Origin of the sequence: Candidatus Neptunochlamydia sp. REUL1, assembly GCF_963457595.1 — a bacterium.
GTDB lineage: Bacteria > Chlamydiota > Chlamydiia > Chlamydiales > Simkaniaceae > Neptunichlamydia.
Genome location: NZ_OY735137.1, coordinates 1,026,690 through 1,049,525 on the forward strand (window position 1 = coordinate 1,026,690; position 22,836 = coordinate 1,049,525).

Genomic DNA, 22,836 nt, shown 5'->3' on the forward strand with positions numbered 1-22,836 from the left:
GAGTATATCAGTTTTGTATTTTTTATGAGGAGTGGTATGGTTGTTACCTATGGAAGTGTGTGACATTGATCAGATTGTTGGAGAGAGGATTCCTTTGGGTGCAGAGCTGATGGCGGCTGCAAGGGATGGGCATCTGTGTATTCGGAAGGAGGGAAATGAGGGTGTTCTTCTTAAGGGGGATGAGGAGCGGTTTGAGGGGCTGGTTGGAAGATGGGGCGATCTTGTGTATTTGCAGAAAAACTGGGTGCTTGAAGGGAGTGTTGTTCGAGAGTTTGGTCGACTTTTAGATGGGGATGTCAAGCGGATTGACTTGGGAGATGCAGGGAGTCTGAATGAGGGGCAGCGGCGTGCGGTTGAAGAGTGTTTAGGGGAAAGTGTTGTTTGTTTAACGGGGGGGCCGGGTACTGGAAAGTCTTATGTGATCGGGGAGGTTGTAAAGAGATGGGGAAAGGATGTGTGCGTTTGTGCACCAACGGGTAAAGCAGCGCTTCTTCTTCGGGAAAAGCTGGAGGTGGAAGTGGGAACGCTTCATAGCCTTTTGGGAATACGGGATGGAAAAGAGATGCTTTTTGGGGGGAAGGTGTTGGATGCTGGAATGGTCATTGTTGATGAGTGTTCGATGATCGATGTGGGGATGTGGTCAGCGCTTCTTAGGAATGTAAAGGAAGGAACGCGACTTATTTTGGTAGGGGATCATGATCAGTTGCCACCGGTCGAGGCAGGTACGGTATTCGGAGAGCTATGTGGTTTTATGAAGGAGAGGGGCCGAGGGTATGTGCATCTGGATAAATGTATGCGGAGTGATCGAGTGGAAATTCTGGAGAAGGCGGCTGCGGTGCGTCAGGGGAAGGTGATTGAATATGGGAAGCTTGAGAGGGACGTTAAGGGATGGAAAAGAGGAGGCTATCAGGTGCTGTCGTGTTTGAGAAAGGGACCTTTTGGGGTGGAGGTGATCAATGAGTTGATGCAAGATGAGGGCGAAATTCCTATTATGATCACGCGGAGTGATCGACGCATGGAGCTAAGTAACGGGGAAATGGGAGTGTTATTAAAGAAGAATCCTGGACGAGCAATGGGGAAAAATGATGTGGCACGGTTTGGAGAACGGGAGTTCCCTGCTGTGCTTTTGCCGGAATTTGAGCTGGCGTACTGTATTTCAGTTCATAAAAGCCAGGGGAGTGAGTTTAAAAAGGTGGTTTTATTGGTACCTAAGGGGTCGGAAATATTTGGTCGGGAAATTCTCTATACGGGAATGACTCGGGCAAAGGATGAGTTGATTGTTTTAGGGGAAGAGGGTGTGATTGAGGAGTGTGTAAAAAAAGGGAGTGAAAGATTATCAGGAATTTGGAGACGGTTATGCGCGTTGTAATATTATGTATTTGCTTTTTAGGAACGGTTTTTGGTTCTTCGCTTGATGAGCGAAAGGATTGGATTTACCACTCGATTGAAGGGGTAATTCGGAGTGTGGACCCAACGGCCCTTGTGGGCATTAAGGTGGTATCTCTTGATGAGGGTGTTGTTCTTTATGAGCGGAATGCTCAATGTCGGTTTGTTCCGGCTAGCTCTTTGAAGTTGTTTACGGCGGCGACGGCTCTTGAGCAGCTAGGAGCGGATGATCGTTTTGAAACGGTGGTGAAGGTTGATGGGACCATTGATGAGGGGGTTCTTAAGGGGAATTGTTATTTGGTAGGTTCGGGGGATCCGAGTTTAAAGGGAACAGATTTTATTGGGCTCGTTGAAGGAATGAATGTGAGGGAAATTCGTGGGAATCTAATCCTTGATTTGAGTTGTTTTGAAGATGGACCAATGGGGCCGGGTTGGATGTGGGATGAGGAGCCAGGATATTGGTGTGTTCCGATGAGCGCACTGAATGTGGAACATAATTTTGTGGGGGGCGCTGTGATTACGCAGCCCGAGCTTCTTGCTGCATCTCTTTTTAAGGGATTATTGGACCGTAAGGGGATTCTGCTAAGAGGAGAGCTAAAGTTAGGACGAGCTCCTGAAGGAAGCGTTTGCCTTGCGCGCCATTTTTCTGAGCCGATGCGTGATTTGATTAAGGTGGTTCTTCAGGATACGGATAATTTATATTCTGATTGTATTTTCAAGCGGTTAGGGGGCTCTTGGGAGAAGGGAAGGGAGTCTGTAGAGAGGTTCATGCGTGACGTAATTGGTCTTGATGCTCACGAGATACGCATTGTAGATGGAAGTGGGCTGTCTCGTTACAATTTGACTTCGCCAAATCAAATGGTAACCTTTTTAAAGGAGATGCGTTCAAATCGTGCTTTGAAAGCGGCGCTTCCTGTTGGGGGAGAAGTGGGAACGCTTAAGAGAAGGATGCTCAGTTTTGGGGGACGGGTTGCTGCTAAAACGGGAAGCATGACGGGGGTTTCTTCGCTTTGCGGTTTTGTGACGACGGAGACGGGAGAGGAACTTGCGGTGGCGATCTTTGTTAATGGCTACATGAAGGAAGGAAGAGAAATCAAGGTGAAGCTTGAGGATGAGATCTGCCATGTGCTTGTGAATGCGATTCCCTAACTGAGACATTTATTTGTTTACGACGCCTAATTCAGTTGAATCTTCTGGAGGAGGATTCTTTTTTGGCGAGAGCTGGAATGGTGATGGATGATGGCGTTTGGATCAGAGGGCTCGAAGTCGGTAGAGTTATAAAGCGAAGAAAAGTAGGTAATTTCAAAGGGAGCTTCGTGAAGGAGATGACCAAGGCAGTGTTCATCTGAGAATTCCATCGGATGGTTATTGAGAAACCGGTCAACCCAAGCGGGAATGACGGCTGTCTCTTTTTCATAGAGGATTACACCTGCTTGAACGCCACAAACGTCGGGGTTTAGGTAGCCCATTTTTCGAGCTCCTTGATTATCTTTTTCACTGGTTCTTCGAATTGCAAAGCGATCTTTTGTAAGGGGGAGATTGATGAGTGGTGCAATGGTTTCTTTAACTTCGCAGTCGACATCGATCCAAACGGTTCGCTTATAGGGGCTCTTGGAAAGAACAAGGGGTTTGTAAAACCAGATGGGGCGGTGATCCCACATTCGGGGGGTTATTTTTTCTTTCCATGGAGGATTGGCAACTTGCTTGTTAATGTCTTTGATGGGAAACATCTCTTCAGATTGTGTGATGACATTTCCTTTTGACTGACACCATGCTCGAGCAGAGGGAGACATTCCAAAGTCGCAGAATGTAATAGGGGCGCTGCTATGTTTGGTAAGGTTTGTCCACCACCATTTGAGCATCCATTCTTGGCGCTCGTCACATCCTGTGAGGATTCCTTTATCCATTGAACCCTATTTTTGCTAATAGGTTTCTTTTTCGGGTGGCACTTGCATGATGGAGGATGAGAGCGTGAGGGTTGGGAATCTCTGGAGTTGTCCAGTTGTAGTTTCGGGAGAAATAGATGATGTCATAAGGTTTTTCATGGAGAAGATGGGAAAGACAGGTTTCTTCAGCAAAGTCGATTTGGTAGAGGTCTTGACACCACTTTGTCCAGGCTGGGATAATGGGAGATGTATTTGTGTAGGCGAAAACTCCAGTTTGGACTCCTTTGGTTCCTTCTTTTAGGAGTTTTCTTTCGTGGAGGGGAGCTGTTTCTTCTTCTGATGTGTGAGAAATTGCAAACCCGTCTCCAATTTGAATCATTTCAAAGAGTGAGCCGACATCTTTTTTGACTTCACAATCGAGGTCAATCCATATGGAGTTGGTGTAAGGGGACTTTTGTTGGACAAAGGCTTTACGAAACCAGACATCGCGGTTACTCCATAGCAGAGGGAAGAGGGTGTCTCTCCATGGGGCGGATTCGATGCCTTCTGATAGGTTACTCATGGGAATGGAGTGTTGGGAAATAAGAGTTCCTTTGCTTTTGCACCAGTTTTGTGCGGAGGGACTCATTCCAAAGTCGCAGAAAGTAACGGGATAAGTGTTGTGCTTGGAATAGTTTGTCCACCACCATTTTAGGAGGTATTCTTGGCGCTCGTCGCACCCAGTAAGCACTCCGCTATCCATGAAACTTCATCTCGGACAGAAGCTTCCTTTTACGGCTGGCTCCAGTATGATGGATAATAGCAATGTGCTCAGATGAGAATTCGGAGATCAGCCAATTGTATTTATTGGAAAGGATGGTGATATCAAAGGGTCTTTTTGCAAAGAGATGGCTGAGGGCTGTTTGATCTGAAACTTCGGTATCGATGTGTTTCAGACAGTGATCAACCCAGGCAGGGATAACAGGGGAAGTTTTCTTAAATACAATGACGCCTGCTTGAAGAACTTGCACGTTATCTTTTAAGAGATTGTATTTGCGTGCGTGTTTTGTATTCTCTTCTGTATCGTATGCGATGGCAAACCCATCTTTGCTTTCTGTCATTTCAAATAGGGGTGCAATGTCTTTGAGGATCTCGCAGTCGACATCGGTCCAAAGGGTTTTTTCATAAGGAGACTGGGAGAGAATAAGGGGTTTAGAAAACCAAACGGAGCGTTTATTCAATGTTGAAAGACTCACTTTATCTGACCATGGCGCCGAGTGATTTTTATCTGTGGAGATTGGTTTAGGGTCAAAAGGTAGAATGTTTCCTTTTGTTTCGCACCATTTTCTGGCACCTAAGCTCATTCCAAAATCGCAAAAAGTGACGGGATAGTGATTATGTTTGGAGTAGTTTTCCCACCACCATTTGAGCATCCACTCTTGTTCGGCATTGCATCCGGTAAGCACTCCCTTTTTCATTGCAGCCCTCCAAGGATTCTAGTTTTCCCGTATCCTCCAGCATGATGGCGTATGACGGTATTAGGGTCTTGAGGAATGATTGTTGGCCAATTGTAAAGGAGAGGGTGGGGAGTAATCGAAAGGTTTTCGCTTTCTAGCATTTCCATGAGGACTGTTTCATCACCAAAATGTTTGTGATTATTTTCCTGGGTATGGAAGGCCCATTTTTGGGGAATTAAAGAGCCGTGACGGCAAACAATAACGCCTGTATTATAGATATCGAGATCTTTTACCTGGAATCTTAAGATGCTAAACCCATTGCTTTTATCGGCATATTCGAAGAGTTTGTCAATGGGGCGGCGCACTTCACAATCCAGGTCCATCCAAACGGTTCGCTTATAGGGGCTTTTTAAAAGAAGAAACGGTTTTGTGAACCATTCGGTTCTCCCTTCCCAAAGGTCTCCAGGATATTTTTCCTCCCAAATAGAGCTTTGTTTTGGATCGATTTCTTTTTTTGATTTAATCAAACCTTCAGGGAATGAAAAAGAGAGGACTGTTCCCTTAGTCTCGCACCATAGGCGGGCACTTTTGGACATTCCTAAATCAAAAAATGTAACGGGGTATGAGCTTTGTTTGGAATAGTGTTCCCACCACCATTTAAGCATCCATTCTTGCGTGATATCGGTTGCAACAATGACTCCATCGCCAGAGACTTTAGAATTCCAGTTGAGATGTTCTTTCATAATAGTCACTTGATTTGTTTTAGAATTTCTCGTTTCCCTGCGCCTCCGCCATGATGGTAGACATTTACAGGAGAATTGGTTTTCCAGAAATTGAGAAAGTTGAAGCCAAAGGGGAGGGGATTAATCTTAATGGGGTGTTTTTTTTGGGCTTCGATAAGGGCTGTTTCGTCACTCATAGTCACATGGTGTTTTTCTAATACGGCTTCTGCCCAATAAGTAAATGCTGGAGCTAGTCTTTTAGCGACAACAACACCGGAGTTAATCACCGTATTGGCTTTAAGGTTGAGCTTGATTAGGCTGATTCCATCATCGGTGTTGCAATAGTCAAACAAGGGGCTTAGTGAGTTTTTAACTTCGCAATCGATATCAATCCAGATAGTTCTGTCATAAGGGCTTTGAAGAATAATAAATGGTTTATGCATCCATTCGATTCTGCAGTCCCAGATGTGCTCTGAGTAACTACCTTCCCATTGTTTTTGAATGTCAGAAGGGATGTCACTCTTTTTCGAAATTGTTGAATCTGGCAGGGAAAAGGAAATCACAGTCCCTTTTGATTTGCACCAAATAAGAGCGCTTTTTGACATGCCAAGATCAAAAAAAGTGACTGGGGTGTCGTTGTGCTTGGAGTAATGATCCCACCACCATTTTAAGATCCACTCTTGCTTCATGTCTGAAGCAACAATGACGCCATCTCCGCCTGTGTAATTTTTCTGATTCCACTTTGTAATTGCTGCCATGTTTGTATCTATATCCGAGCGATCATTAGAGATCGAGCAAAATTTTATCTTTTCCTTCGAGACCAAGAAAGTGTTGAATAATCGCTTGATTCCCCCCATCAAAGAGGTGGGGGTGATTGTATTTAAGAGGAAAAAATGGAATATCAAAATAGTTTTGGAGAATGAGATGATGGATGATATCTTCATCCCCCAAAAATTCGTGATTTTTTTCGACTCCTTCCTCTGCCCATTTAAGAACTACAGGGGAGCCTTGAAGTGCTGCGCATACTCCCGAATTGTGGTAGAAGCCTTCCTGGAACTCGTGCTTCACAATTGTAAATCCAACTGAAGGTGTGAGGTAATTAAAAAGAGGTGCAATATCTGCTTGAACGCGACAATCGATATCTAGAAATAGAGTTTTTTCATAGGGGCTTTGAAGAAGAATGAAAGGTTTTGTAAACCACGCAGCTCGTTTTCCCCAAATAGCTGATGTCCAATGCTTTTCCCAATGTTCTCTTTTTTCGGGGGTTACTTCGTTTCGCTTGGCTAAAAAATCCATTGGTTTAGAAAAAGGAATGAGGGTTCCTTTAGAAGCACACCACTTTTTTAGGGGTTTAGTAAGCCCTAGGTCAAAAAATGTAACAGGGAGGGAGGAATGCATGTTATAATGTTTCCACCACCAGGGAAGGAAGTGCTCATATTGACTGTTTGCAACAACAATAACTCCTTCAGCTTCCCTAATCTCTTGCTTTGTCTGCACCATAAGGCTATACATAGGCTAAAAGGAATAATCGATGTGCAAAAATCTAATTGAATCGGCTCGGGAAGAGGGGATCAAAGAAGTTAGCATTGATGCGCTTGTTTGCAAAGAGGATGGGAAGGTTTTATTGGTGGAAGATTTGCAAGGTGTCAATCCTTTCTATCATTTTCCCTGTGTGCGAGTCAAAGATGAAGAAACAATTCTTCAAGCGATTCAACGAGCAGTGACAGAAAACACCGCAATGGAGATCAAAGAGGTTTTTCGTTACTTGGGACATTATGATGTAGGAGTAAGACGTCACCTTAACTTTGTGGTTGAGGTGAATGATCCATTTGCAGTGGAGGAAAATAAAAGCATCTCGTTTGCTTGGCTTGATGTTCAAGAAGCTGTTGAGTATCCCATACAGGATGAAGTCCGGGAGATGCTTGATCTATATAGTAAAGCTTAAGCGCTTTTTTGCATTAAAGACATGCGTTGTTTGGCGCGTGCTGCTTTATTCTTTTTGTAAACCCCTTGCTTAACTCCACGATCCATAAGACTGTAAACAGTGCTCAGCGCTGTTTGCATTTTCTCACTATCTTTTGAAGTAAGTGCACTTTCAAAAGAACGGATTGCAGTTTTTACACTAGATTTAAAAGAACGGTTACGAAGGTTGCGCTTTTCGTCTTGCTTAATGCGTTTTTGAGCAGTCGGGCACTTTTTCTTTGCAAGTCCCTTTTTTCCTTCTTCAGACATAAAATATTCCAATCGTTAAAATTGAGTGATGGAAAAAAATATACCAATTTGGGAATAATTCGTCAATCAAGCAGTGAGGCACCTTTTGATCTCTAAGAATTTTTTTATATTTATGTTTTTAATCGTGGGTGGAGCAAGCCTCTACCTTGGTGGGGAGTTTTTTTATAACCTTAATCGCTACTTCCATTTGACACACTCTGAAGAAGCTCAGGTTTCTGATTGGAAAGTGGTTGAAATCAAGTCGGGTAAATTTTCTGTTGAGGCTGTGTATCAGTTTCAAATAGAGGAAAGGGCGATCATGGGAACATACGCTTTTTCAAAACCGGTTTATCCTAATCCTTATTTGGCGGAGGATTTAGTCGAAGCGTGGCAAGAAAAAACTTGGGAAATTTGGTATAATCCTAAACAGCCCCATGATGCAGCTCTTCAAAAAGTGTTTCCCGCAAAAAAGGCGATTCATTTTGCGCTGTCTCTTGGAATTATATTGTATTTTGCTTTTCTAAATATTTATGTGAAGAGGATGCATTTTTCAGAAGAAGAGAATGAAAAAGCTCCTTCGTGATCTTTTTGCATGTCCATTTTCTTGTTAGGCTTTTTTCAAGTTGCCATGCCCACTTTCCTTGCTTGTTCTTGAGAAGGTATTCGGTGGTGTCTCCAGAGAGCATTAGAGGGCGTTTTCTGAGTTTGTTGGGAAAGAAGAAGGGAAGTCTAGGAGGGGGCTTGGGGTGGAATGACTTGATTGTCTGGGGTGTGCTTTTGTAGATTCGTGTTACGCCTTTAAAAAAATCAAGCTGATCGTAAAAAAAACCATGTCCAAAGGGAGTCATAGATGTGTAATAGGAGAGATTTTGGCGGAGGTAAAGCTCTGCAGGGGTAGCAATTTTTTTATTGTAAATCCTGTCGTGCAAAATCCAAATGACGGTGAAGCCAAGCGATGAATAGTCTTGGTTTCTTTTTTGAATAGTTTCGATTGAAATAGGAGGACATTGCACTTCAAAAATAATTTTTTTAGGAAAGAAAACAACGTCGGCAATTCTTCGAATGGACGGGAATCGATATTCAATAACGCTTCCTTGAAGGAAGCTTGCTAATGTTTTTTGAATCACTTTATGATAACGATGCATGATCTCTTGACAATATCCCTTTTTCGCTGCAATATGGACAGCATTATAATAGATAGTTCTGGCATTTTATGCTTGGACTTGTTACATAGATAGACCTGTCGCGCATCATTCCATAGGAGACAATGAGCAAATCCGGATTTAGTCAGGGTTTCGATCCCCAGCATCAACAAAAAATCGAAGAGCTCGTAGCTATTGCTAAAGAGCAGGGTTTCATCACGTATGAGGAAATCAATGAAACCCTTCCGATGACTTTTGATTCTGCTGAGCAGATTGATCAAGTACTCATTTTCTTAAGCGGAATGGATATTCAGATTTTGAATCAATCTGAAGTTGATCGCCAAAAAGAGAGAAAAAAAGAAGCTAAGGAAATGGAAGCCCTTCCGAAAAGGATGGAAGGGAGTAGTGACGATCCTGTTCGAATGTACCTAAAAGAAATGGGATCTGTCCCCCTTCTTTCTAGGGAAGAAGAGGTGGAAATCTCTAAAAGAATCGAAAAAGCTCAGATCCAGATCGAACGCATTATTATGCGGTTCCGTTATTCAACTCGCGAGTCTATCTCTATTGCTAACTATTTAATTTCTGGAAAGGATCGTTTCGACAAAATTATTGCTGAAAAGGAAATTGAGGATAAAAATAGCTTCCTTAAAAAGCTTCCAAAACTCAAGGAACTACTCTATAAAGAGGATATTATCCTAGAGAGTCTTTTGATCCATTCTTTAGAGCCAAAGCTTTCAAAAGTCGAAAAGGTTAAGCTTTCAGAGGATATCGAGAAGTGTAATGTGCGGACTCAAGCTTATTTAAGGCGCATGCATTTCCGACATAATATTACTGATGACTTTGGCGAGGTTATTCTTTCTTCCTATGATCGCTTTTTGGCTTTAGAAAAGGAGATCCAAGAACTCATTCCTCGTGCTGAAAAAAATAGGTTTGCGAAGGCAAAGCTAATGGCTGCTGAGCGAAAATTAGCGAAGCGTGAGCTTGCTGCAGGCCGCACTCTAGATAAATTCAAGAAAGACGTTCGAATGCTTCAGCGTTGGATGGATAAGAGTCAAGAGGCTAAAAGAGAAATGGTGGAGTCTAACCTTCGTCTTGTGATCTCGATTGCCAAGAAGTATACCAACAGAGGACTCTCATTCCTTGATTTGATCCAGGAAGGGAATATGGGGTTGATGAAGGCGGTCGAAAAGTTTGAGTACCGTCGAGGGTATAAATTTTCTACCTATGCCACCTGGTGGATTCGCCAAGCAGTGACACGTGCGATCGCTGACCAAGCTCGGACGATTCGCATTCCTGTTCACATGATCGAGACGATTAATAAGGTCCTTCGTGGTGCCAAGAAGTTAATGATGGAGACTGGGCGGGAGCCTACTCCTGAAGAGTTGGCATTGGAGCTCGGCCTAACCCCTGAAAGGATTCGGGAAATCTATAAGATTGCTCAGCATCCCATCTCTCTGCAGGCTGAGGTAGGGGATAGCGGAGAAAGTCAATTTGGCGACTTTATTGAAGATACTTCGATTGAGTCTCCTGATGAAGCTACGGGGTATTCCATATTAAGGGATAAGATGAATGAGGTTCTCTCGACGCTGACTGATCGAGAAAGAACTGTTCTTATCGAACGTTTTGGGCTCCTTGATGGAAAGCCTAAGACTTTAGAAGAAGTTGGAGTGCGGTTTAAAGTGACTCGTGAAAGAGTCCGTCAAATTGAGGCAAAAGCTCTTCGCAAAATGCGCCACCCGACACGGTCAAAGCAGCTTCAGGCTTTCTTAGACATCATCGAGCAGGAATAGAACGCTTTATAGAAATTCTGTAATTTTATTCTCTTGATAATTAGTAATTAATACTTATACCGGCCTTTTTTATAAAAAATTTCTTTTGTTTATTCTTCATCATACTTTATATCAGGGAAATAAGAACTATTATATTTAATCCCCTCAAGAGGTAAAAAGATGAAGTTGAGACATTTAAGGAGTTTTGGGCTGGGCATCCTTTCCTTTCTTATGATCTCTTCCCAGGCGTATGCAGCAGCTGATAGAGAAGTTCGATTAAGCGAGCTTGAACAGCAGATGAAGCAAGTGGGAACCGAGACAGCAATAGGAACCTATGGTGCGAATACAGCAACTGCGCGTCCGGAGGTTGATGGACGTGGGTGGTTCATCTCCTTTGACCTTCTATATTGGAAGGCGAGGATAGGTGGAACTGAGTATGCTTACACGGATCAGGATAGAATTGCTTCTCTTCCTATTAAAGGAAGAAAGAAAAGTATGGAATTTGACTGGAATTGGGGGATCCGAGCAGGTTTAGGCTATAATTTCGACTATGATGGTTGGGATTTTAGAGCTCGCTACACCTGGTGGGAAACTGGTGGATCAGATTCTGTTCGAGCTGGGCTCAATAGCTCCGTGATACCTCTTCGAGGATCGAGCGCATTGACGACAGCGCCTGCAGCTAACCAAACTGTTGGTGAATTTATCTTTGCGACGAGTGCTAAGTCTATGTATGACTTAGATTATCAATCCATTGATGTGGAATTAGGGCGCGATTATTATGTGAGCTCTACCGTTTCTTTTCGCCCATTTTGGGGATTGAAGACTGCGTGGATCGACCAAGAGCAGAGAACTCACTATACGGGTGGAACCCCAACAACTAACCAAGGAATAAACTTTCTTGGGCTTCAAGGGAATACAGTTCGTGTTAAAGAAGGCTGTGACTTCTGGGGTCTGGGGCCGCGTACAGGGATTGACTCTCGTTGGTATATGGGAAATAAGCTAAGCCTTTTTGGAAATATCTCTGGAGCCCTTCTACTAGGTCACTTTGATGTGGACCACAAAGAGCGTTATAGCGCCGTTGGAGATGCTAGAATTCGCCTTCATGCTAACCGTCATGCATTTGCACCGATGGTGAACTTTGAATTAGGAATGCGTTATGATACCTATCTTCATCATGATCGCCATCACCTTGGAATCGGAATTGGTTTCGAAGCTGAATACTGGTGGAGACAAAATCAGATGCTTAAGATCGATGATTTTACAGAACTTAAGTATGAGAGATATTCTGAAGACATAGCGTTTTATGGATTAACGGCTGACTTTAGGTGGGACTTCTAGTCTAGAGGGACCATCCAAAAGCAAAAAAAAGCTCTCATATTGAGAGCTTTTTTTTATCTCACTTAAATTCTTTTGATTATGTTTTAATTGAATAAAAGTTTAGATAATTCTGTACAATTATATAAATAATTTCGTATCTCTGGGTTTGGAGGAAGATTAACCTATTATGGCAGCTTCCGGTAACGACTTTGCAGCTCTCAGGAGGAGAGTCATCATAAACAAAAGAGACATGTTTTTAATAGCTTTTAAAATAAACTTAAAAAATTGTTTCATTTATTTAGGCGTTATCATTATAGAAAAAATTGAGGCAACAAAGCTAAAAATTAACCCCCATGAGGTAAAAAAAATGAAAGTGAGCTTATTGAGAAAATTCTCAGTCGCCCTTGTTACCCTTATGGCATCGTCCACTGCCTTTGCTGGCATGGACATGGATTCTCGGGTAACGCAACTTGAAAACCAGATGCAGCAAGTGCGTACTGAGACTGCCATGGGAACATATGGTGCACAAACAGCTACAGCTCGGGCGGAAGTCGACGGGCATGGCTGGTTCTTCACTGCTGACGTGTTATATTGGCACGCAAAAGTAGGTGGGACAGAATTTGCATATTCAGACAATGACCTTGCAGGAGCCTTTCCTGTAAAAGGTCGAACTAAAGACATCGATTTCGAATGGGATTGGGGTCTGCGTTTCGGGCTTGGATATAACTTCGACCATGATGGTTGGGACGTTAGACTCCAGTATGCTTGGTTTGATTCCAATGGAAGTGATTCAACTCGTGCTGGACTTAATAGCACAGTTATCCCACTTCGTGGATCATCTACCATCGTAGCAACAAGTGTTCCTGCTGTTGGAACAATTTATGATGCATTCCTGTATGCTTCTAGTGCAAAGTCGCAGTATGACTTTGACTACAAAGCAATTGACTTAGAGCTAGGTCGTGCATACTATATCAGTGGAAAGCTGTCTTTTCGACCTCACTGGGGTTTTAAGACTGCTTGGATTGATCAAGAACAAATCACTCGCTACACTGGTGGAGTCGCTACTCCTAATGACCAAGATAGGAATCTTGGACTTGGTGTGAATACAGTTCACATTAAAGACAATTGTGACTTTTGGGGTCTAGGACCACGTGTTGGTGTGGACTCTAAGTGGTATCTTGGGAATGGATTTAGCCTCTTCGGTAATGTTGCTGGTGCGCTTCTTTTCGGATACTTTGATGTAGACCACAAAGAGCGATTCAGTGCTGTTACAGATAATCGAATCAAACTTAATGCTAACCGACATGCATTCTCGCCAACAGTGCAGATGCAGCTTGGATTGCGTTTTGACAAGTACATCCATAATAACAAGCAACATCTTGGGATTGGACTTGGATTCGAAGCTAACTACTGGTGGAGGCAAAACCAGATGATTAAGATTGACGACGCCGCAGTTCTCAAATATGAGAGATATTCTGATGACGTCAGCATGCACGGTTTAACACTAGATTTCAAATGGGACTTCTAGTCTAAGCCGTAGCAATTAAGATCCTACAAAAGATGAGGCTCTGCAAGAGCCTCATCTTTTTTTTTGTTCGATTTCAATATATGTCAGTTAAGAGGTAAAAAAAAATTAACTCAAGTTAATCATTTTGTTACGTCTTTGTGTAAATTCATTATAGCTAAAGTGACTTAAATTAGTTATAGGCAGTGCTCCTTGAAAAGTTCGTCTATTCCACATTGATATTTTCTTCGCTTAGACTTTGCCTGTGCCCACTTGTGTTCAATAGGGTTTAGATCAGGGGAATAGGGAGGAAGATATTCCAAGGTATGGCCTGCAGCCTGGATCTTCTCTTGCATAGATTTGCTTTTATGGAATGAAGCATTATCCATAACCAGAATACTTTCAGAGGGAAGTTTCGGTAGCAAGTCCTCCTCTGCCCAAATGGAAAAGGCGTCTGTATTAATATTGCACTCGAATAACGCAAGTGTAAGGAGGCTTGTTCCAAGTAATGACCCTATTGCATTATATACAATTGGCTTTCCCAAACGTTTATATTCTGCGATTTTCCCTTGAAAGATTTGTCTTTTTGTTTCGCAGGCCTTGGGATGGTTGAGCGTTTTTTTTATAGCTAATTCTTAACCTCTTCATGGCACACCGAATGCCTGAAGTGCTTACTTTGAGACGATGTGCTCGTTCATAGTTGAAGGCATCAGGGTATTTCTTGATATCCTCCATCAAGACCTCTCTATCAATCTTTATTGCAGGTCTGATTTTAGTGCGCCTCGGCTCTAACCTCTTAGACCAGAGAAACACACTATTTACACTTACTCCAAAGCGTCTTGCTACTTGGGCAAAGCTTAATTTTTCTTTGCTTCGGATCGATAGAACTTTTTTTCTAAAATCTAGCGAATATGTCATTCAAAAAATTATAACTAAAACGAAATATTTTAGCTATATACATTAATAAGGAAATTCGAAAAGGTAAAGAGGTCAAATGTCTTTGATGGTGAAAAGCGAGGAGAGTTTAGAATGTTTTAAGCAATTAGATGTTTTAAGCTATGAAGAGGCAAAAAGTCAAAAAGCAAATTGGATTTGGAAACAACTGAGTCGGATTACGGCCTCAAGAGGCAGTAGAGGTTTGGTTATCTACATTAAGTGCAACGACACAGAAAAATTATCGAGCAGGCGTTAACCGAATGGTTGAGATGGGGATTTTGGATCCCTTGATGACCTTGCAGGCTTTTACCCTTGCCAATCATGAGGCAAAGATCGACCAAATCAAAGGATTTACTAATTGGGCAGAATGTACACGTCAAGCAAGAGCCGCATGTTAGATTGCGTTTACGGGATTTTTATATCGGAGGACAAAGGGGATCATCCCCAAAGCTCTTGCTAACCAAGAAGGGCATGGGAAGACCTTTTTCAAGGTGTACGATAAGGTGAAAACAGCCGCGATGAGCCAAGCCCAATGGTCGGCGTTTTTAGAGGAGCTGGAGAAAATTAGTTTTAGAGAGTGTTTGATCGCCAAGGTGATGCTCCAAGGAGGAAAGAGGGTGAGAGATGTCCTAGATCTGGAGATCGATCAGATCCGTTGGGATCGGAGAAAGATTTACTTTATGCAATCTAAGATGAAGGGGGTGAAAAAGATAACGGTGATTACCTATCCCAAGACGGTGATGGAAAAGCTCAGAGAGTATGTTGGAGAGAGGAAGGGGAGGGTTTTTGTGACCCGCACAGGAAAACCGATTCAGCTCAATAGGGTATCGGAAGCCTTTGCCAAGGCAGGAAGGAGGGCGGGAGTGCCGTTTAAGGTCACGCCGCATGTTTTGAGAACTTCCACAGTGACTTATTTGAAGCAGCAAGGGTTCCAGGATAGCGATATCATGAAGGTGACAGGACATGCCAGTGCTTCAATGGTGGCCTCCTATGACAAAACCTCCCAAGAGATCGATGCGACTGAAAAGGTGCAGCTTGTGAGCTAAGAAAAAATCATTAATTGATCCAAATATTGGATTAACATAACATTAAACACTAATTTTAAGTAAATTAAAATTAAAAAACCTATATTTAACCGTCTGGATTATTTCTTGTTAGAAAAGCTTTGTGTATGATACACTTTTGCCAAAACATAGGAGGTTTTATGGCAACGATAGCTCTAGGAAACTATCAATGTAATATTTCAAGAGGAGAATTGGCAATTACATGGAGTCAATCACAGGAGTCTATTGAAAGAGTACCTATTGAAGAAGTTATTGATATAGAAGGCACATTAACATTCCCAAATGGTCAGAATTCTGACGAACAAATTAAAAAATTTTGTATACGTTCGATTGAACATTTCGGGAATCCTGGGCAGAACAATCTTTCAATAGAAGTTAGCAAAAAGATTTTAAGTTGCTTCAAAAAACTGTGTATTGAACGGTTAGATGCGATGACTCTTCGAGAGTTGGAAAATTGGAAAAAAGATTTTGAAGTTTTAGACCATAATAATGCAAACATTAAACAATTATCTGATATAATAGCGACTAAGTTAGCAGAAAGCCGTAGAAATAATAAGTCCTGTTTTGAGATTTTTTGCGAAAAAACGTACAGCTCTTTTGATATGACAAAAATGAGTGGATCCATTGCTATCACTGCAGCAACAACAACTGCAGGAACTATTCATGGACTTTATTTAGATAATAAAGATAATCAAAATATTGGAAGTAGTATTTTACAATCATGTCTGGGTGCATGCGTTGGAGTGGCTATATCTGCCGCTCTAAATGGGGTCTATTCATGTTTCGAAAAATGTAAACAGGAGTAAATTATGGAATTTTTTAGTAAATTATTTCCTAATTGTTTAAAAAAAAACGAATGGTCTAATTTAGATGAAATCTCTACCTATAAAAAAACAGATAAATCCGTCTTTCACGATAAACTATTGGAAATAATAGATAACGTATCAAAAAATTTAAACCAAATGTCTAAATCAGAAATTGAAAAATCTTCTCTTAAAATAGGGAATTATTTCATACGACACTTAAATACCAGTTCAAATTCTGCTGATTTAGATAAAGAGGCAACTGAAATCTTGTGTAAATGCATTAAAGTAAATGCTTATTTTAAACAATCCTTTTTTAGGTTTCTTAGACAGCAACCAAGTGATGAGAATTTAAATAAATATAAGTGGGTATTTTCATCTTAGAAGTGTCCAAAATGTATTCCGTAATCTAAAATCGAGGATAAGGAAGACATATTATGGCTCGAGTCATCTGCCATGGTCAGAGAAGAGAAATTCGCAAATGTTATCGCGTAGACCAGTAGCGGGACTCAATACCCTCCTATTGGCGCTCTCGATAGAGGGATCAATAAAGGGTATCAAGAAAAAAGTTTAGAGCGAGCACTCTTCCCAAAGATCCATCTGCAGAGGCTGCTGCTTAGTTTGAGGATCGATGTGAGCCTTCTTAAAAAGCTCAGATTTGATCGTTTTTTCAATTTGACCCAGATGCCCTTTTCTTTAAAAACAATCGAAGGAACAAGCTTAGGTTTGATCCCAGCTTTCTTATTCGAATGAACACGGAAAGGAGGCTTTAACCCTAAAGAATTTAGTGGGTATCAGCTTGGATATGCGACTACCTGTTTTCGGGCCCAAGGACGGACAGTAGAAAGAGCATTTTTCTTGCACTCAGAGTATTTGAATAAGAAGATGGCCTATGTGGGGCTCACCCGTCATACCCATTCAGTGAATTATTATGTTCCTAAAGACACCTGCAAAAATATGGCTCAGCTTAAATGGTCTGCTAGTAGAGAGGGTTTTAAAGGGTCCACGATCCATTATACTCACGATCTAGAGCTTGCAAAAGAAGCTGCACAAAAAGAGCGCGCAGAGAAAAGTGAAGAGCTAGGAACGAGCGATAGTTGGCTGAACGTTTCCAAGTCCATTGCGATGGATGCGAGTGCTGGGATAAAAGGGTTCTTTTATAAGAGAGCTCAGCGGATTCAAGATAAAAAGCTCGATAAAAGCTTCTATGAGTTCCAAGAAAAGGAAGAGAAAGTTTCTCTTCGCGTTCAGCGATTTGAAGAGCCTCTTAACAAAGATGAGATAACGGCTAAAGCAATCAAAGCAATAGAAAAACAAGAAGGGGAGAAAATACTCATGAAAGAGGAGCTCAAAATTAAAGAAATAGGGGAGAAATTAGAAAAAGAGAGGCAAACTAGAGCTCCCAATGAAACAGTCGCAGATCCTAACCTTAAAAAGTATTGGTCCCAGGTGTTTAAGTGCAAAGAGCTTCAAACTCTTGTTGATGCAGAAAAAGAAGGGGGACTTAAAGATCTAGAAAGCTCTAAAAGCTTTAAAAAGTGGCAAGCTGCTTGTGCTAGAAGAAACACCCTTGCCTACGAGCTTGACTCTTCTTCTAAGTCTAGCTTACATCAAAAGGCAAGAGAAGTGTTTGAGCTTCAAGCATCGAAGCATGCCTCTTATTTAAAAGAACAAGAGCTCAAGAAAAGTCCTGATTTAGGTGAGCATTTAAGGTTTAACATTGAGCCTCTTTTGAGTAGGCTCTTTCCCGATGGGCCAACCATGAAGACTGCAAGCGCTTTCCGATTCGGATCTAAGGGATCTTTTTCTGTCACCCATAGTGGAGAAAAGGCTGGACAGTTCTATGACTTTGAAAATAGAGAAGGTGGGGGAGTTTTAAAGCTCATTGAACATCGGTTAGGAATGAATCGTAAAGAATCTGTAGAATGGGCAAAAGAGTTTTTAAATATCGCTCCAAGCTTAAAGATCTCTGAGACTTTTCAAAAACCCCTTAAGGAAGAGAAAACCTTATCTAATTGGCATCCTAAAAAACCTCCTGTACATAAGCTTCCGCCAACGCTGAAAGAATTAAAATTAGACAAGCACTGGAATGAAGCGATGCGTCATGAATATCGAGATCGAGAGGGGAATCTTCTATATCAAGTCCTTAGACTTCAAGACCCCAATAACCTCTCTAAAAAGATCACCCCTCCTTTGAGTTATGGCCATTATGCGGATGAAGAAAAGCTCTCTTGGCAGCTCAAAGGTTATAAAGATGAAACGGGGAGGAATTCTCTATATGGGCTCGAAAAGCTCGATAAAAATCCCAAAGCTACGGTGGTGATCGTTGAAGGGGAAAAAGCAGCCGATTTAGGTGGAGATAAATTTCTGCAAAAAGAGAAATATGTTTGCCTTTCCTGGGCCGGAGGAGCAAGAAGTGTTTCCAAAGCTGACTGGTCTCCCTTAGAAGGGCGGAAAGTCCTTGTCTGGGGAGACAATGATGAAGCAGGAAGAAAGGCTCAAAGCGATGTATGTAAAGAGCTCAAAAAGCTAGATCATATCGCCGTTAAAGCCATTGACCATACCATGTTAAAAGAAAAAAACTTCTCTGAGAAGTGGGACTTAGCTGATCCTCTTCCAAAAAACTGCTCAGAAATGACAATTCAGATTCTTAAGGATAAAGCTGTAGAGACGATCGGAAGTTTCGATCAAATGGATCGCTTCTATGAAAAACAAGTGATCCAAGAAAAAATCGATCTTGCAGAAAAGCAAAGAATAGTGTCTGGAAAGTCAGGGCTTTACGGGATCGAGAAAGTCTTTGAAAATGAAAGGACAACCGTTGTCCTTGTTTCAAGCCCCGAAGCCGCAGATAAAGGGGCAGACCATTTTCTTATAAAAGAGGATCACGTCTGTGTTTCATGGAATGGAGGAGCTAAAGGAGCAGAGGGACATTCCCATGAAAATGAGATTGATTTTTCAGCTCTTGAAGGACGTAAAGTACTTGTTTGGGGAGATCATGATGATACTGGAAAAGAAGTCCAGAAGGATATCTGCGAGCAGCTGAAAGAATATGACAACATGGCTGTAAAGGCTGTAAACCATGATCTAATGGACCAAAAAGGCATTATTGAGGGATGGAGTCTTGCCGATGATTTTAGTAAAGCAAGTCACTGTGGATTTTATACTTGCACTTATCTTGAAAACGATGCTGACAAAGTCGTTGGAGAGTGGAGAGATATCGACGATAAATATAGAGAGTTAGATAAGGAACTGGGTCTTGATAAAGACCGGGGATTAGAGCGTTAACCCTCCTATAAGAGCTTTAAGTTTCTGATTCTCACATTTTAATCTTTCTTCCCGAGAGGTTGGCTTTTTTGCTTCAAAAGGTTTGTCAAGATTAGATAAAAACTGCTCTCTCCACTGATAGTATTGGGCTTGGCTAATCTGATAATCATTGCAGATTTCGGCAACTTTTCTCCCTTTAATCCCCTCTAGAATTGCTCGGGCTTTGGTTCTCCCATCCCATTTTCTTGGTTTCATAAACTCGTCTCCTTATTGTTTTTTTGACCAGTTTACTCTACGTTTTCCTTTATTGTCTTAATGGGGAGCAGTATAGGACCTCTTTAATCGGGCTGCTTTTGATGGAGAAAGAATCGTTATGAGATCGGGCGATGCAAGTTTTGCCATTGTACCGATTGAAGATGTTCTTCTTTTAGAAAGTTTATAGTCTGAAAAATGTCCATTTTTCCGGAAAATTCAAATTCACAAGAAAAACGACCTTCTTATTTGAGCGTGAATTGAATATTTTAATTGGGTTCGATAGATTAGATTTCTACGAGTGCTTATGTCAAAAAAGAGCTCTTAAAAAGCCATTAGAGAAGAAACACTAAAAAATGACCAGGAAAGCTCGAAAATTTAAAGAATCTTTTTTAAACTGCATGAAAGAAGATTTCTGTGGTATACTAAAGGCGGCGTTTAGGATTAGGACCATAAATTAATGAAGAAATTACCTATTGGAATTCAGAGCATACGTGAGATTTTAGAAGAAGATCAAGTGTATGTGGACAAAACAAAATTCGCTTTGAATTTAATAAAGAATGGAAAGCATTACTTTATATCTCGTCCTAGAAGATTTGGAAAGTCTTTGTTTTTGAGCACGCTTCAAGAAATTCTTAGTGGCAACAAAAAACTTTTTAAAGAATGTGCAATCTATAATAGTGAATATGATTGGGAAAAACATCCCATCATTTATTTAGATTTCTCAAAAATAGCAAATAGAACCCCTGATCAACTCGAAGCCTCATTAAAAATAAGACTAGAGATTATTGCTAAAGAGCACGATCTATCGATTATTACTACTGACATTGTAGTTGGGTTTGATACACTAATTACCGAATTATCAAATAAATATAAGAGCAAAGTGGTGGTGCTAGTCGATGAATATGACAAGCCAATTATAGACCAAATGCATGACCTTTCCATTGCGCAGCAAAACCGTGAAGTCTTAAAACAGTTCTTTGGAACATTAAAGGGATCAGATAAAAACTTAAAGTTCACCTTTATAACTGGTGTAAGTAGGTTCTCTCAAGTTTCTCTCTTTTCTGGCCTCAATAATCTAAAAAACATTACGATGGATCCAAGGTACGCCGCAGTCATGGGCTACACAGAAAAAGAGTTGAAAGAATCCTTTGCTGATTATATTCAAGATATCGTTAAAAAAAGAAAAGAACAAGGGAGTATAGTTGCAGCAAATGAAGTTCTTGGAGAGGTACGTACATGGTATAATGGGTATCGATTCACAAAAAGCGATACCTGTGTCTATAATCCTTTTTCTACTCTTAACTATATGGATGAACAAGAAGTTTCATCTTACTGGTATAGTACAGGAACTCCTTCCTTTCTGATCAATCAAGTAAAAAAGTACCCCCAGTCAGTCACGTCCTTAAGGGGAAAAGCTGTTTTAAAAAGTACACTTTCAGATATCAGTAACCTAGACCGGATCAACCTATCCGCACTCATGTTCCAAACAGGGTATTTGACCATAAAAGGCTATAATCCTGAAGAAGACTCTTACCAGCTCAATTTTCCTAATCAAGAGGTAGAGCAAGCCTTTTTTAATTCTCTTCTTGAGGAGTTTGCAGAAATTGAGCCTTTAACCATTAGAAGAGCTGCTAAAGAAATCAAACAGGATCTAGAGTTATTTAATCTCGGACCATTTGTCACTAAAATAAACACGCACTTTGCAAAAGTAGCTTATCATCTTTTTAACAAAGCGCAGGAGGGATTTTACCAAGCAATCTTTTTTACCTTCCTCGAAACCTCTGGCATTAAGACAAAAGCTGAAATGGCAACAAACATTGGTCGGATAGATCTTGTCTGTGAGATGCCTAATACAGTCTGCATCTTTGAACTCAAATTAGATAAAACGGCAGATATTGCATTCAAACAAGCAGAATCAAAGAAATATATAGAACGATACTCTCTAGATGGAAAAGACATCATGGTGATGGGAATCAATTTTAGCTCAAAATTTCGCAACATCGGTGATTGGAAAGGTATTTTATATTCTCCTGAAGGAAAGTTGATACAAGAGTTTTTGCCTAAGGCAGGGGAATAAACCACCCAAATCCAGAACGTCGGATAATAATTATTATGTTATTTAACTAATTTATTTTTAACTATTTAAGCTAAAAGCCAAGTGCGTAGTCAATCGAGAAATCAGGAAAAAGAGGTATACAAAGTCTTAAAATAAATCATTGCTCTTTAAGAAATGCTCAAGTTAAAATTAAGCACTTAAAGCTAGAAATTGTAAAAAAACATTTAAATCATATGCAAGGTTATAAAAATGTCAGTGTGTAGGCTTTGTTGCATAATTCATTGAAAGTCTTTTTGGATGGGTTTGAATCTTTCTTATTTGTCATTTTGAGCCTATGGTTTTTCGTTTTCATAAACAAAAAAATTTATAGACTCACTGACCTTAAGGCAAGAATCACATTTTCTGCAGCTATTTATGCAACAAAGCCTAAAAATAAGTGAATAAAACAAAATGTTGGAATAACATAGTTGCAGAAGAAAGAACTGCAAGCCAGAGAGATATGTTATTAGAAGACTTCATCAAAAAATCGGGACTAAAAAAGAAATCCTTTGCTCAATCGGTTGATATAAGTACGACAAATCTTTGGAAAATATTGAAGGGGATTACGCGCCCTTCGCTTAAAACGGCTCAGAAAATTGAGGAGTTCACCGAAGGAAAGGTTTCTAGGCAGGAGCTTTTATTTGGTAAGAGCAGGAAAGGTGTGCAATTAAAACCATCAATCGAGAAGCGTGTTTCTGAACTGGAAAAGCGCATTAAGAAATTAGAAACCCAAGCAGAGTATTCATGAGGAAGTGCACGCTTCTTTTTTTCATAATTGAGACTGTAGTATTTGCTGCAGGAGATTGCTATTGTTCTCAGTGCGGGCATGCTAATCCAGAGTACGAAACGAAATGTAATTTCTGCGGAAAATCAAAATAGTTTTAAAAAAATAAGTTATTAATTACTGTAAGTTCAGATGTGCATTTAAATAAGTATAGTTTTGAGACTGACAAAAAAACTGTTTTTTATTTCCTTAATATTCCAAATTCCTTTCCTAGGGGCCCTAGAGACTAATTCTTCCAGAATTGAAAAACTCGAAAAAGAAA

The 22,836-nt window shown here is 40.9% G+C and carries 24 protein-coding genes; 13 read left to right on the forward strand and 11 right to left on the reverse strand.

From position 1 onward, the window contains the following. Positions 1-49: 49 nt before the first annotated feature. Positions 50-1,369, forward strand: a complete 1,320-nt coding sequence (locus R2I63_RS05715; RefSeq protein WP_316359776.1) for an ATP-dependent DNA helicase — start codon at positions 50-52, stop codon at positions 1,367-1,369. Next, positions 1,357-2,535: a D-alanyl-D-alanine carboxypeptidase/D-alanyl-D-alanine endopeptidase gene (dacB, locus tag R2I63_RS05720; protein WP_316355692.1), complete on the forward strand. Its 1,179-nt coding sequence runs from the start codon at positions 1,357-1,359 to the stop codon at positions 2,533-2,535. Before R2I63_RS05715 ends, dacB begins: the two co-directional genes overlap by 13 nt. A gap of 26 nt (positions 2,536-2,561) precedes the next feature. Here dacB and R2I63_RS05725 read toward each other — a convergent pair whose 3' ends face one another. Genes R2I63_RS05725 through R2I63_RS05750 form a run of 6 tightly spaced genes read right to left on the reverse strand, consistent with a single transcriptional unit; the run spans position 2,562 to position 6,942 of the window. Further along, on the reverse strand, positions 2,562-3,293 hold the full coding sequence (locus R2I63_RS05725) for a hypothetical protein (protein WP_316355693.1): 732 nt from the start codon (positions 3,291-3,293) through the stop codon (positions 2,562-2,564). After that, positions 3,286-4,014 (reverse strand): hypothetical protein, encoded by a 729-nt coding sequence (locus R2I63_RS05730; protein WP_316355694.1) that lies wholly within the window; start codon positions 4,012-4,014, stop codon positions 3,286-3,288. Before R2I63_RS05730 ends, R2I63_RS05725 begins: the two co-directional genes overlap by 8 nt. Continuing rightward, on the reverse strand, positions 4,007-4,729 hold the full coding sequence (locus R2I63_RS05735) for a hypothetical protein (RefSeq protein ID WP_316355696.1): 723 nt from the start codon (positions 4,727-4,729) through the stop codon (positions 4,007-4,009). Before R2I63_RS05735 ends, R2I63_RS05730 begins: the two co-directional genes overlap by 8 nt. Further along, the gene (locus R2I63_RS05740; RefSeq protein ID WP_316355698.1) at positions 4,726-5,451 is read right to left on the reverse strand and encodes a hypothetical protein; all 726 of its coding nucleotides are present in this window, start codon (positions 5,449-5,451) and stop codon (positions 4,726-4,728) included. The genes R2I63_RS05735 and R2I63_RS05740 overlap by 4 nt, the downstream gene beginning before the upstream one ends. Before the next feature lie 5 nt (positions 5,452-5,456). Further along, positions 5,457-6,188: a hypothetical protein gene (locus R2I63_RS05745; RefSeq protein ID WP_316355700.1), complete on the reverse strand. Its 732-nt coding sequence runs from the start codon at positions 6,186-6,188 to the stop codon at positions 5,457-5,459. A gap of 25 nt (positions 6,189-6,213) precedes the next feature. Continuing rightward, positions 6,214-6,942: a hypothetical protein gene (locus R2I63_RS05750; RefSeq protein ID WP_316355702.1), complete on the reverse strand. Its 729-nt coding sequence runs from the start codon at positions 6,940-6,942 to the stop codon at positions 6,214-6,216. A gap of 19 nt (positions 6,943-6,961) precedes the next feature. Here R2I63_RS05750 and R2I63_RS05755 point away from each other — a divergent pair, with 19 nt between their 5' ends. After that, on the forward strand, positions 6,962-7,375 hold the full coding sequence (locus R2I63_RS05755) for an NUDIX hydrolase (RefSeq protein ID WP_316355703.1): 414 nt from the start codon (positions 6,962-6,964) through the stop codon (positions 7,373-7,375). Here R2I63_RS05755 and rpsT read toward each other — a convergent pair. Beyond that, entirely contained in the window at positions 7,372-7,662 is a 291-nt protein-coding gene (gene rpsT, locus R2I63_RS05760; RefSeq protein WP_316355705.1) for a 30S ribosomal protein S20, read from the reverse strand. The genes R2I63_RS05755 and rpsT overlap by 4 nt on opposite strands. A 112-nt stretch (positions 7,663-7,774) precedes the next feature. Between rpsT and R2I63_RS05765 the strand changes: the two genes are divergently transcribed. Beyond that, the gene (locus tag R2I63_RS05765; RefSeq protein ID WP_316355707.1) at positions 7,775-8,224 is read left to right on the forward strand and encodes a DUF3592 domain-containing protein; all 450 of its coding nucleotides are present in this window, start codon (positions 7,775-7,777) and stop codon (positions 8,222-8,224) included. Here R2I63_RS05765 and R2I63_RS05770 read toward each other — a convergent pair. Then, positions 8,142-8,786 (reverse strand): competence protein CoiA family protein, encoded by a 645-nt coding sequence (locus R2I63_RS05770; RefSeq protein ID WP_316355709.1) that lies wholly within the window; start codon positions 8,784-8,786, stop codon positions 8,142-8,144. The genes R2I63_RS05765 and R2I63_RS05770 overlap by 83 nt on opposite strands. Positions 8,787-8,908: 122 nt before the next feature. Here R2I63_RS05770 and R2I63_RS05775 point away from each other — a divergent pair, with 122 nt between their 5' ends. From R2I63_RS05775 to R2I63_RS05785, 3 genes are all read left to right on the forward strand, one after another. Then, complete coding sequence (locus R2I63_RS05775) at positions 8,909-10,573, forward strand: RNA polymerase sigma factor (protein ID WP_316355712.1); 1,665 nt, start codon at positions 8,909-8,911, stop codon at positions 10,571-10,573. A 159-nt stretch (positions 10,574-10,732) separates the two neighbouring features. After that, the gene (locus R2I63_RS05780) at positions 10,733-11,890 is read left to right on the forward strand and encodes an Lpg1974 family pore-forming outer membrane protein (RefSeq protein WP_316355714.1); all 1,158 of its coding nucleotides are present in this window, start codon (positions 10,733-10,735) and stop codon (positions 11,888-11,890) included. A gap of 346 nt (positions 11,891-12,236) precedes the next feature. Continuing rightward, the gene (locus R2I63_RS05785; protein ID WP_316355716.1) at positions 12,237-13,397 is read left to right on the forward strand and encodes an Lpg1974 family pore-forming outer membrane protein; all 1,161 of its coding nucleotides are present in this window, start codon (positions 12,237-12,239) and stop codon (positions 13,395-13,397) included. A gap of 173 nt (positions 13,398-13,570) precedes the next feature. On the opposite strand, the gene R2I63_RS05790 is transcribed toward R2I63_RS05785, so the two are convergent. Then, positions 13,571-13,918 (reverse strand): transposase, encoded by a 348-nt coding sequence (locus tag R2I63_RS05790; RefSeq protein WP_316355717.1) that lies wholly within the window; start codon positions 13,916-13,918, stop codon positions 13,571-13,573. A gap of 4 nt (positions 13,919-13,922) precedes the next feature. Further along, positions 13,923-14,291 carry an IS630 transposase-related protein gene (locus tag R2I63_RS05795; RefSeq protein WP_316355718.1) on the reverse strand — a complete coding sequence of 123 codons (369 nt, stop codon included), beginning with the start codon at positions 14,289-14,291 and terminating at the stop codon, positions 13,923-13,925. 521 nt (positions 14,292-14,812) lie between these two features. Between R2I63_RS05795 and R2I63_RS05800 the strand changes: the two genes are divergently transcribed. The 4 genes from R2I63_RS05800 (at position 14,813) to R2I63_RS05815 (ending at position 19,461) form a co-directional block, all read left to right on the forward strand. Then, entirely contained in the window at positions 14,813-15,355 is a 543-nt protein-coding gene (locus tag R2I63_RS05800) for a tyrosine-type recombinase/integrase (RefSeq protein WP_316355720.1), read from the forward strand. 158 nt (positions 15,356-15,513) lie between these two features. Beyond that, positions 15,514-16,179 (forward strand): hypothetical protein, encoded by a 666-nt coding sequence (locus R2I63_RS05805; RefSeq protein ID WP_316355721.1) that lies wholly within the window; start codon positions 15,514-15,516, stop codon positions 16,177-16,179. A 3-nt stretch (positions 16,180-16,182) separates the two neighbouring features. After that, a complete protein-coding gene (locus R2I63_RS05810) occupies positions 16,183-16,560 on the forward strand; it encodes a hypothetical protein (protein WP_316355723.1) in 378 nt (125 codons plus the stop codon). 489 nt (positions 16,561-17,049) lie between these two features. Beyond that, positions 17,050-19,461 (forward strand): DUF6371 domain-containing protein, encoded by a 2,412-nt coding sequence (locus tag R2I63_RS05815; protein ID WP_316355725.1) that lies wholly within the window; start codon positions 17,050-17,052, stop codon positions 19,459-19,461. Here the strand turns inward: R2I63_RS05815 and R2I63_RS05820 are convergent. Then, positions 19,450-19,695 carry a transposase gene (locus tag R2I63_RS05820; protein ID WP_316355727.1) on the reverse strand — a complete coding sequence of 82 codons (246 nt, stop codon included), beginning with the start codon at positions 19,693-19,695 and terminating at the stop codon, positions 19,450-19,452. The genes R2I63_RS05815 and R2I63_RS05820 overlap by 12 nt on opposite strands. Before the next feature lie 457 nt (positions 19,696-20,152). Between R2I63_RS05820 and R2I63_RS05825 the strand changes: the two genes are divergently transcribed. Both R2I63_RS05825 and R2I63_RS05830 read left to right on the forward strand, forming a co-directional pair. Beyond that, positions 20,153-21,772, forward strand: a complete 1,620-nt coding sequence (locus R2I63_RS05825; RefSeq protein ID WP_316355728.1) for an ATP-binding protein — start codon at positions 20,153-20,155, stop codon at positions 21,770-21,772. A gap of 478 nt (positions 21,773-22,250) precedes the next feature. Continuing rightward, positions 22,251-22,538 carry a helix-turn-helix domain-containing protein gene (locus tag R2I63_RS05830; RefSeq protein ID WP_316355730.1) on the forward strand — a complete coding sequence of 96 codons (288 nt, stop codon included), beginning with the start codon at positions 22,251-22,253 and terminating at the stop codon, positions 22,536-22,538. The last annotated feature ends 298 nt before the right edge of the window (positions 22,539-22,836 follow it).

What these genes read in the sequence shown, in the direction of transcription:
- R2I63_RS05735 (WP_316355696.1), bottom strand. Translation starts at nt 4,729, where the DNA reads ATGAAAAAGGGAGTGCTTACCGGATGCAATGCCGAACAAGAGTGGATG.
- R2I63_RS05745 (WP_316355700.1), bottom strand. Translation starts at nt 6,188, where the DNA reads ATGGCAGCAATTACAAAGTGGAATCAGAAAAATTACACAGGCGGAGAT.
- R2I63_RS05725 (WP_316355693.1), bottom strand. Translation starts at nt 3,293, where the DNA reads ATGGATAAAGGAATCCTCACAGGATGTGACGAGCGCCAAGAATGGATG.
- R2I63_RS05795 (WP_316355718.1), bottom strand. Translation starts at nt 14,291, where the DNA reads ATGACATATTCGCTAGATTTTAGAAAAAAAGTTCTATCGATCCGAAGC.
- R2I63_RS05755 (WP_316355703.1), top strand. Translation starts at nt 6,962, where the DNA reads ATGTGCAAAAATCTAATTGAATCGGCTCGGGAAGAGGGGATCAAAGAA.
- R2I63_RS05780 (WP_316355714.1), top strand. Translation starts at nt 10,733, where the DNA reads ATGAAGTTGAGACATTTAAGGAGTTTTGGGCTGGGCATCCTTTCCTTT.
- R2I63_RS05765 (WP_316355707.1), top strand. Translation starts at nt 7,775, where the DNA reads ATGTTTTTAATCGTGGGTGGAGCAAGCCTCTACCTTGGTGGGGAGTTT.
- R2I63_RS05775 (WP_316355712.1), top strand. Translation starts at nt 8,909, where the DNA reads ATGAGCAAATCCGGATTTAGTCAGGGTTTCGATCCCCAGCATCAACAA.
- R2I63_RS05715 (WP_316359776.1), top strand. Translation starts at nt 50, where the DNA reads ATGGAAGTGTGTGACATTGATCAGATTGTTGGAGAGAGGATTCCTTTG.
- R2I63_RS05740 (WP_316355698.1), bottom strand. Translation starts at nt 5,451, where the DNA reads ATGAAAGAACATCTCAACTGGAATTCTAAAGTCTCTGGCGATGGAGTC.
- R2I63_RS05785 (WP_316355716.1), top strand. Translation starts at nt 12,237, where the DNA reads ATGAAAGTGAGCTTATTGAGAAAATTCTCAGTCGCCCTTGTTACCCTT.
- R2I63_RS05830 (WP_316355730.1), top strand. Translation starts at nt 22,251, where the DNA reads ATGTTATTAGAAGACTTCATCAAAAAATCGGGACTAAAAAAGAAATCC.
- R2I63_RS05805 (WP_316355721.1), top strand. Translation starts at nt 15,514, where the DNA reads ATGGCAACGATAGCTCTAGGAAACTATCAATGTAATATTTCAAGAGGA.
- dacB (WP_316355692.1), top strand. Translation starts at nt 1,357, where the DNA reads ATGCGCGTTGTAATATTATGTATTTGCTTTTTAGGAACGGTTTTTGGT.
- R2I63_RS05820 (WP_316355727.1), bottom strand. Translation starts at nt 19,695, where the DNA reads ATGAAACCAAGAAAATGGGATGGGAGAACCAAAGCCCGAGCAATTCTA.
- R2I63_RS05730 (WP_316355694.1), bottom strand. Translation starts at nt 4,014, where the DNA reads ATGGATAGCGGAGTGCTTACTGGGTGCGACGAGCGCCAAGAATACCTC.
- R2I63_RS05810 (WP_316355723.1), top strand. Translation starts at nt 16,183, where the DNA reads ATGGAATTTTTTAGTAAATTATTTCCTAATTGTTTAAAAAAAAACGAA.
- R2I63_RS05825 (WP_316355728.1), top strand. Translation starts at nt 20,153, where the DNA reads ATGAAGAAATTACCTATTGGAATTCAGAGCATACGTGAGATTTTAGAA.
- R2I63_RS05750 (WP_316355702.1), bottom strand. Translation starts at nt 6,942, where the DNA reads ATGTATAGCCTTATGGTGCAGACAAAGCAAGAGATTAGGGAAGCTGAA.
- R2I63_RS05770 (WP_316355709.1), bottom strand. Translation starts at nt 8,786, where the DNA reads ATGCATCGTTATCATAAAGTGATTCAAAAAACATTAGCAAGCTTCCTT.
- rpsT (WP_316355705.1), bottom strand. Translation starts at nt 7,662, where the DNA reads ATGTCTGAAGAAGGAAAAAAGGGACTTGCAAAGAAAAAGTGCCCGACT.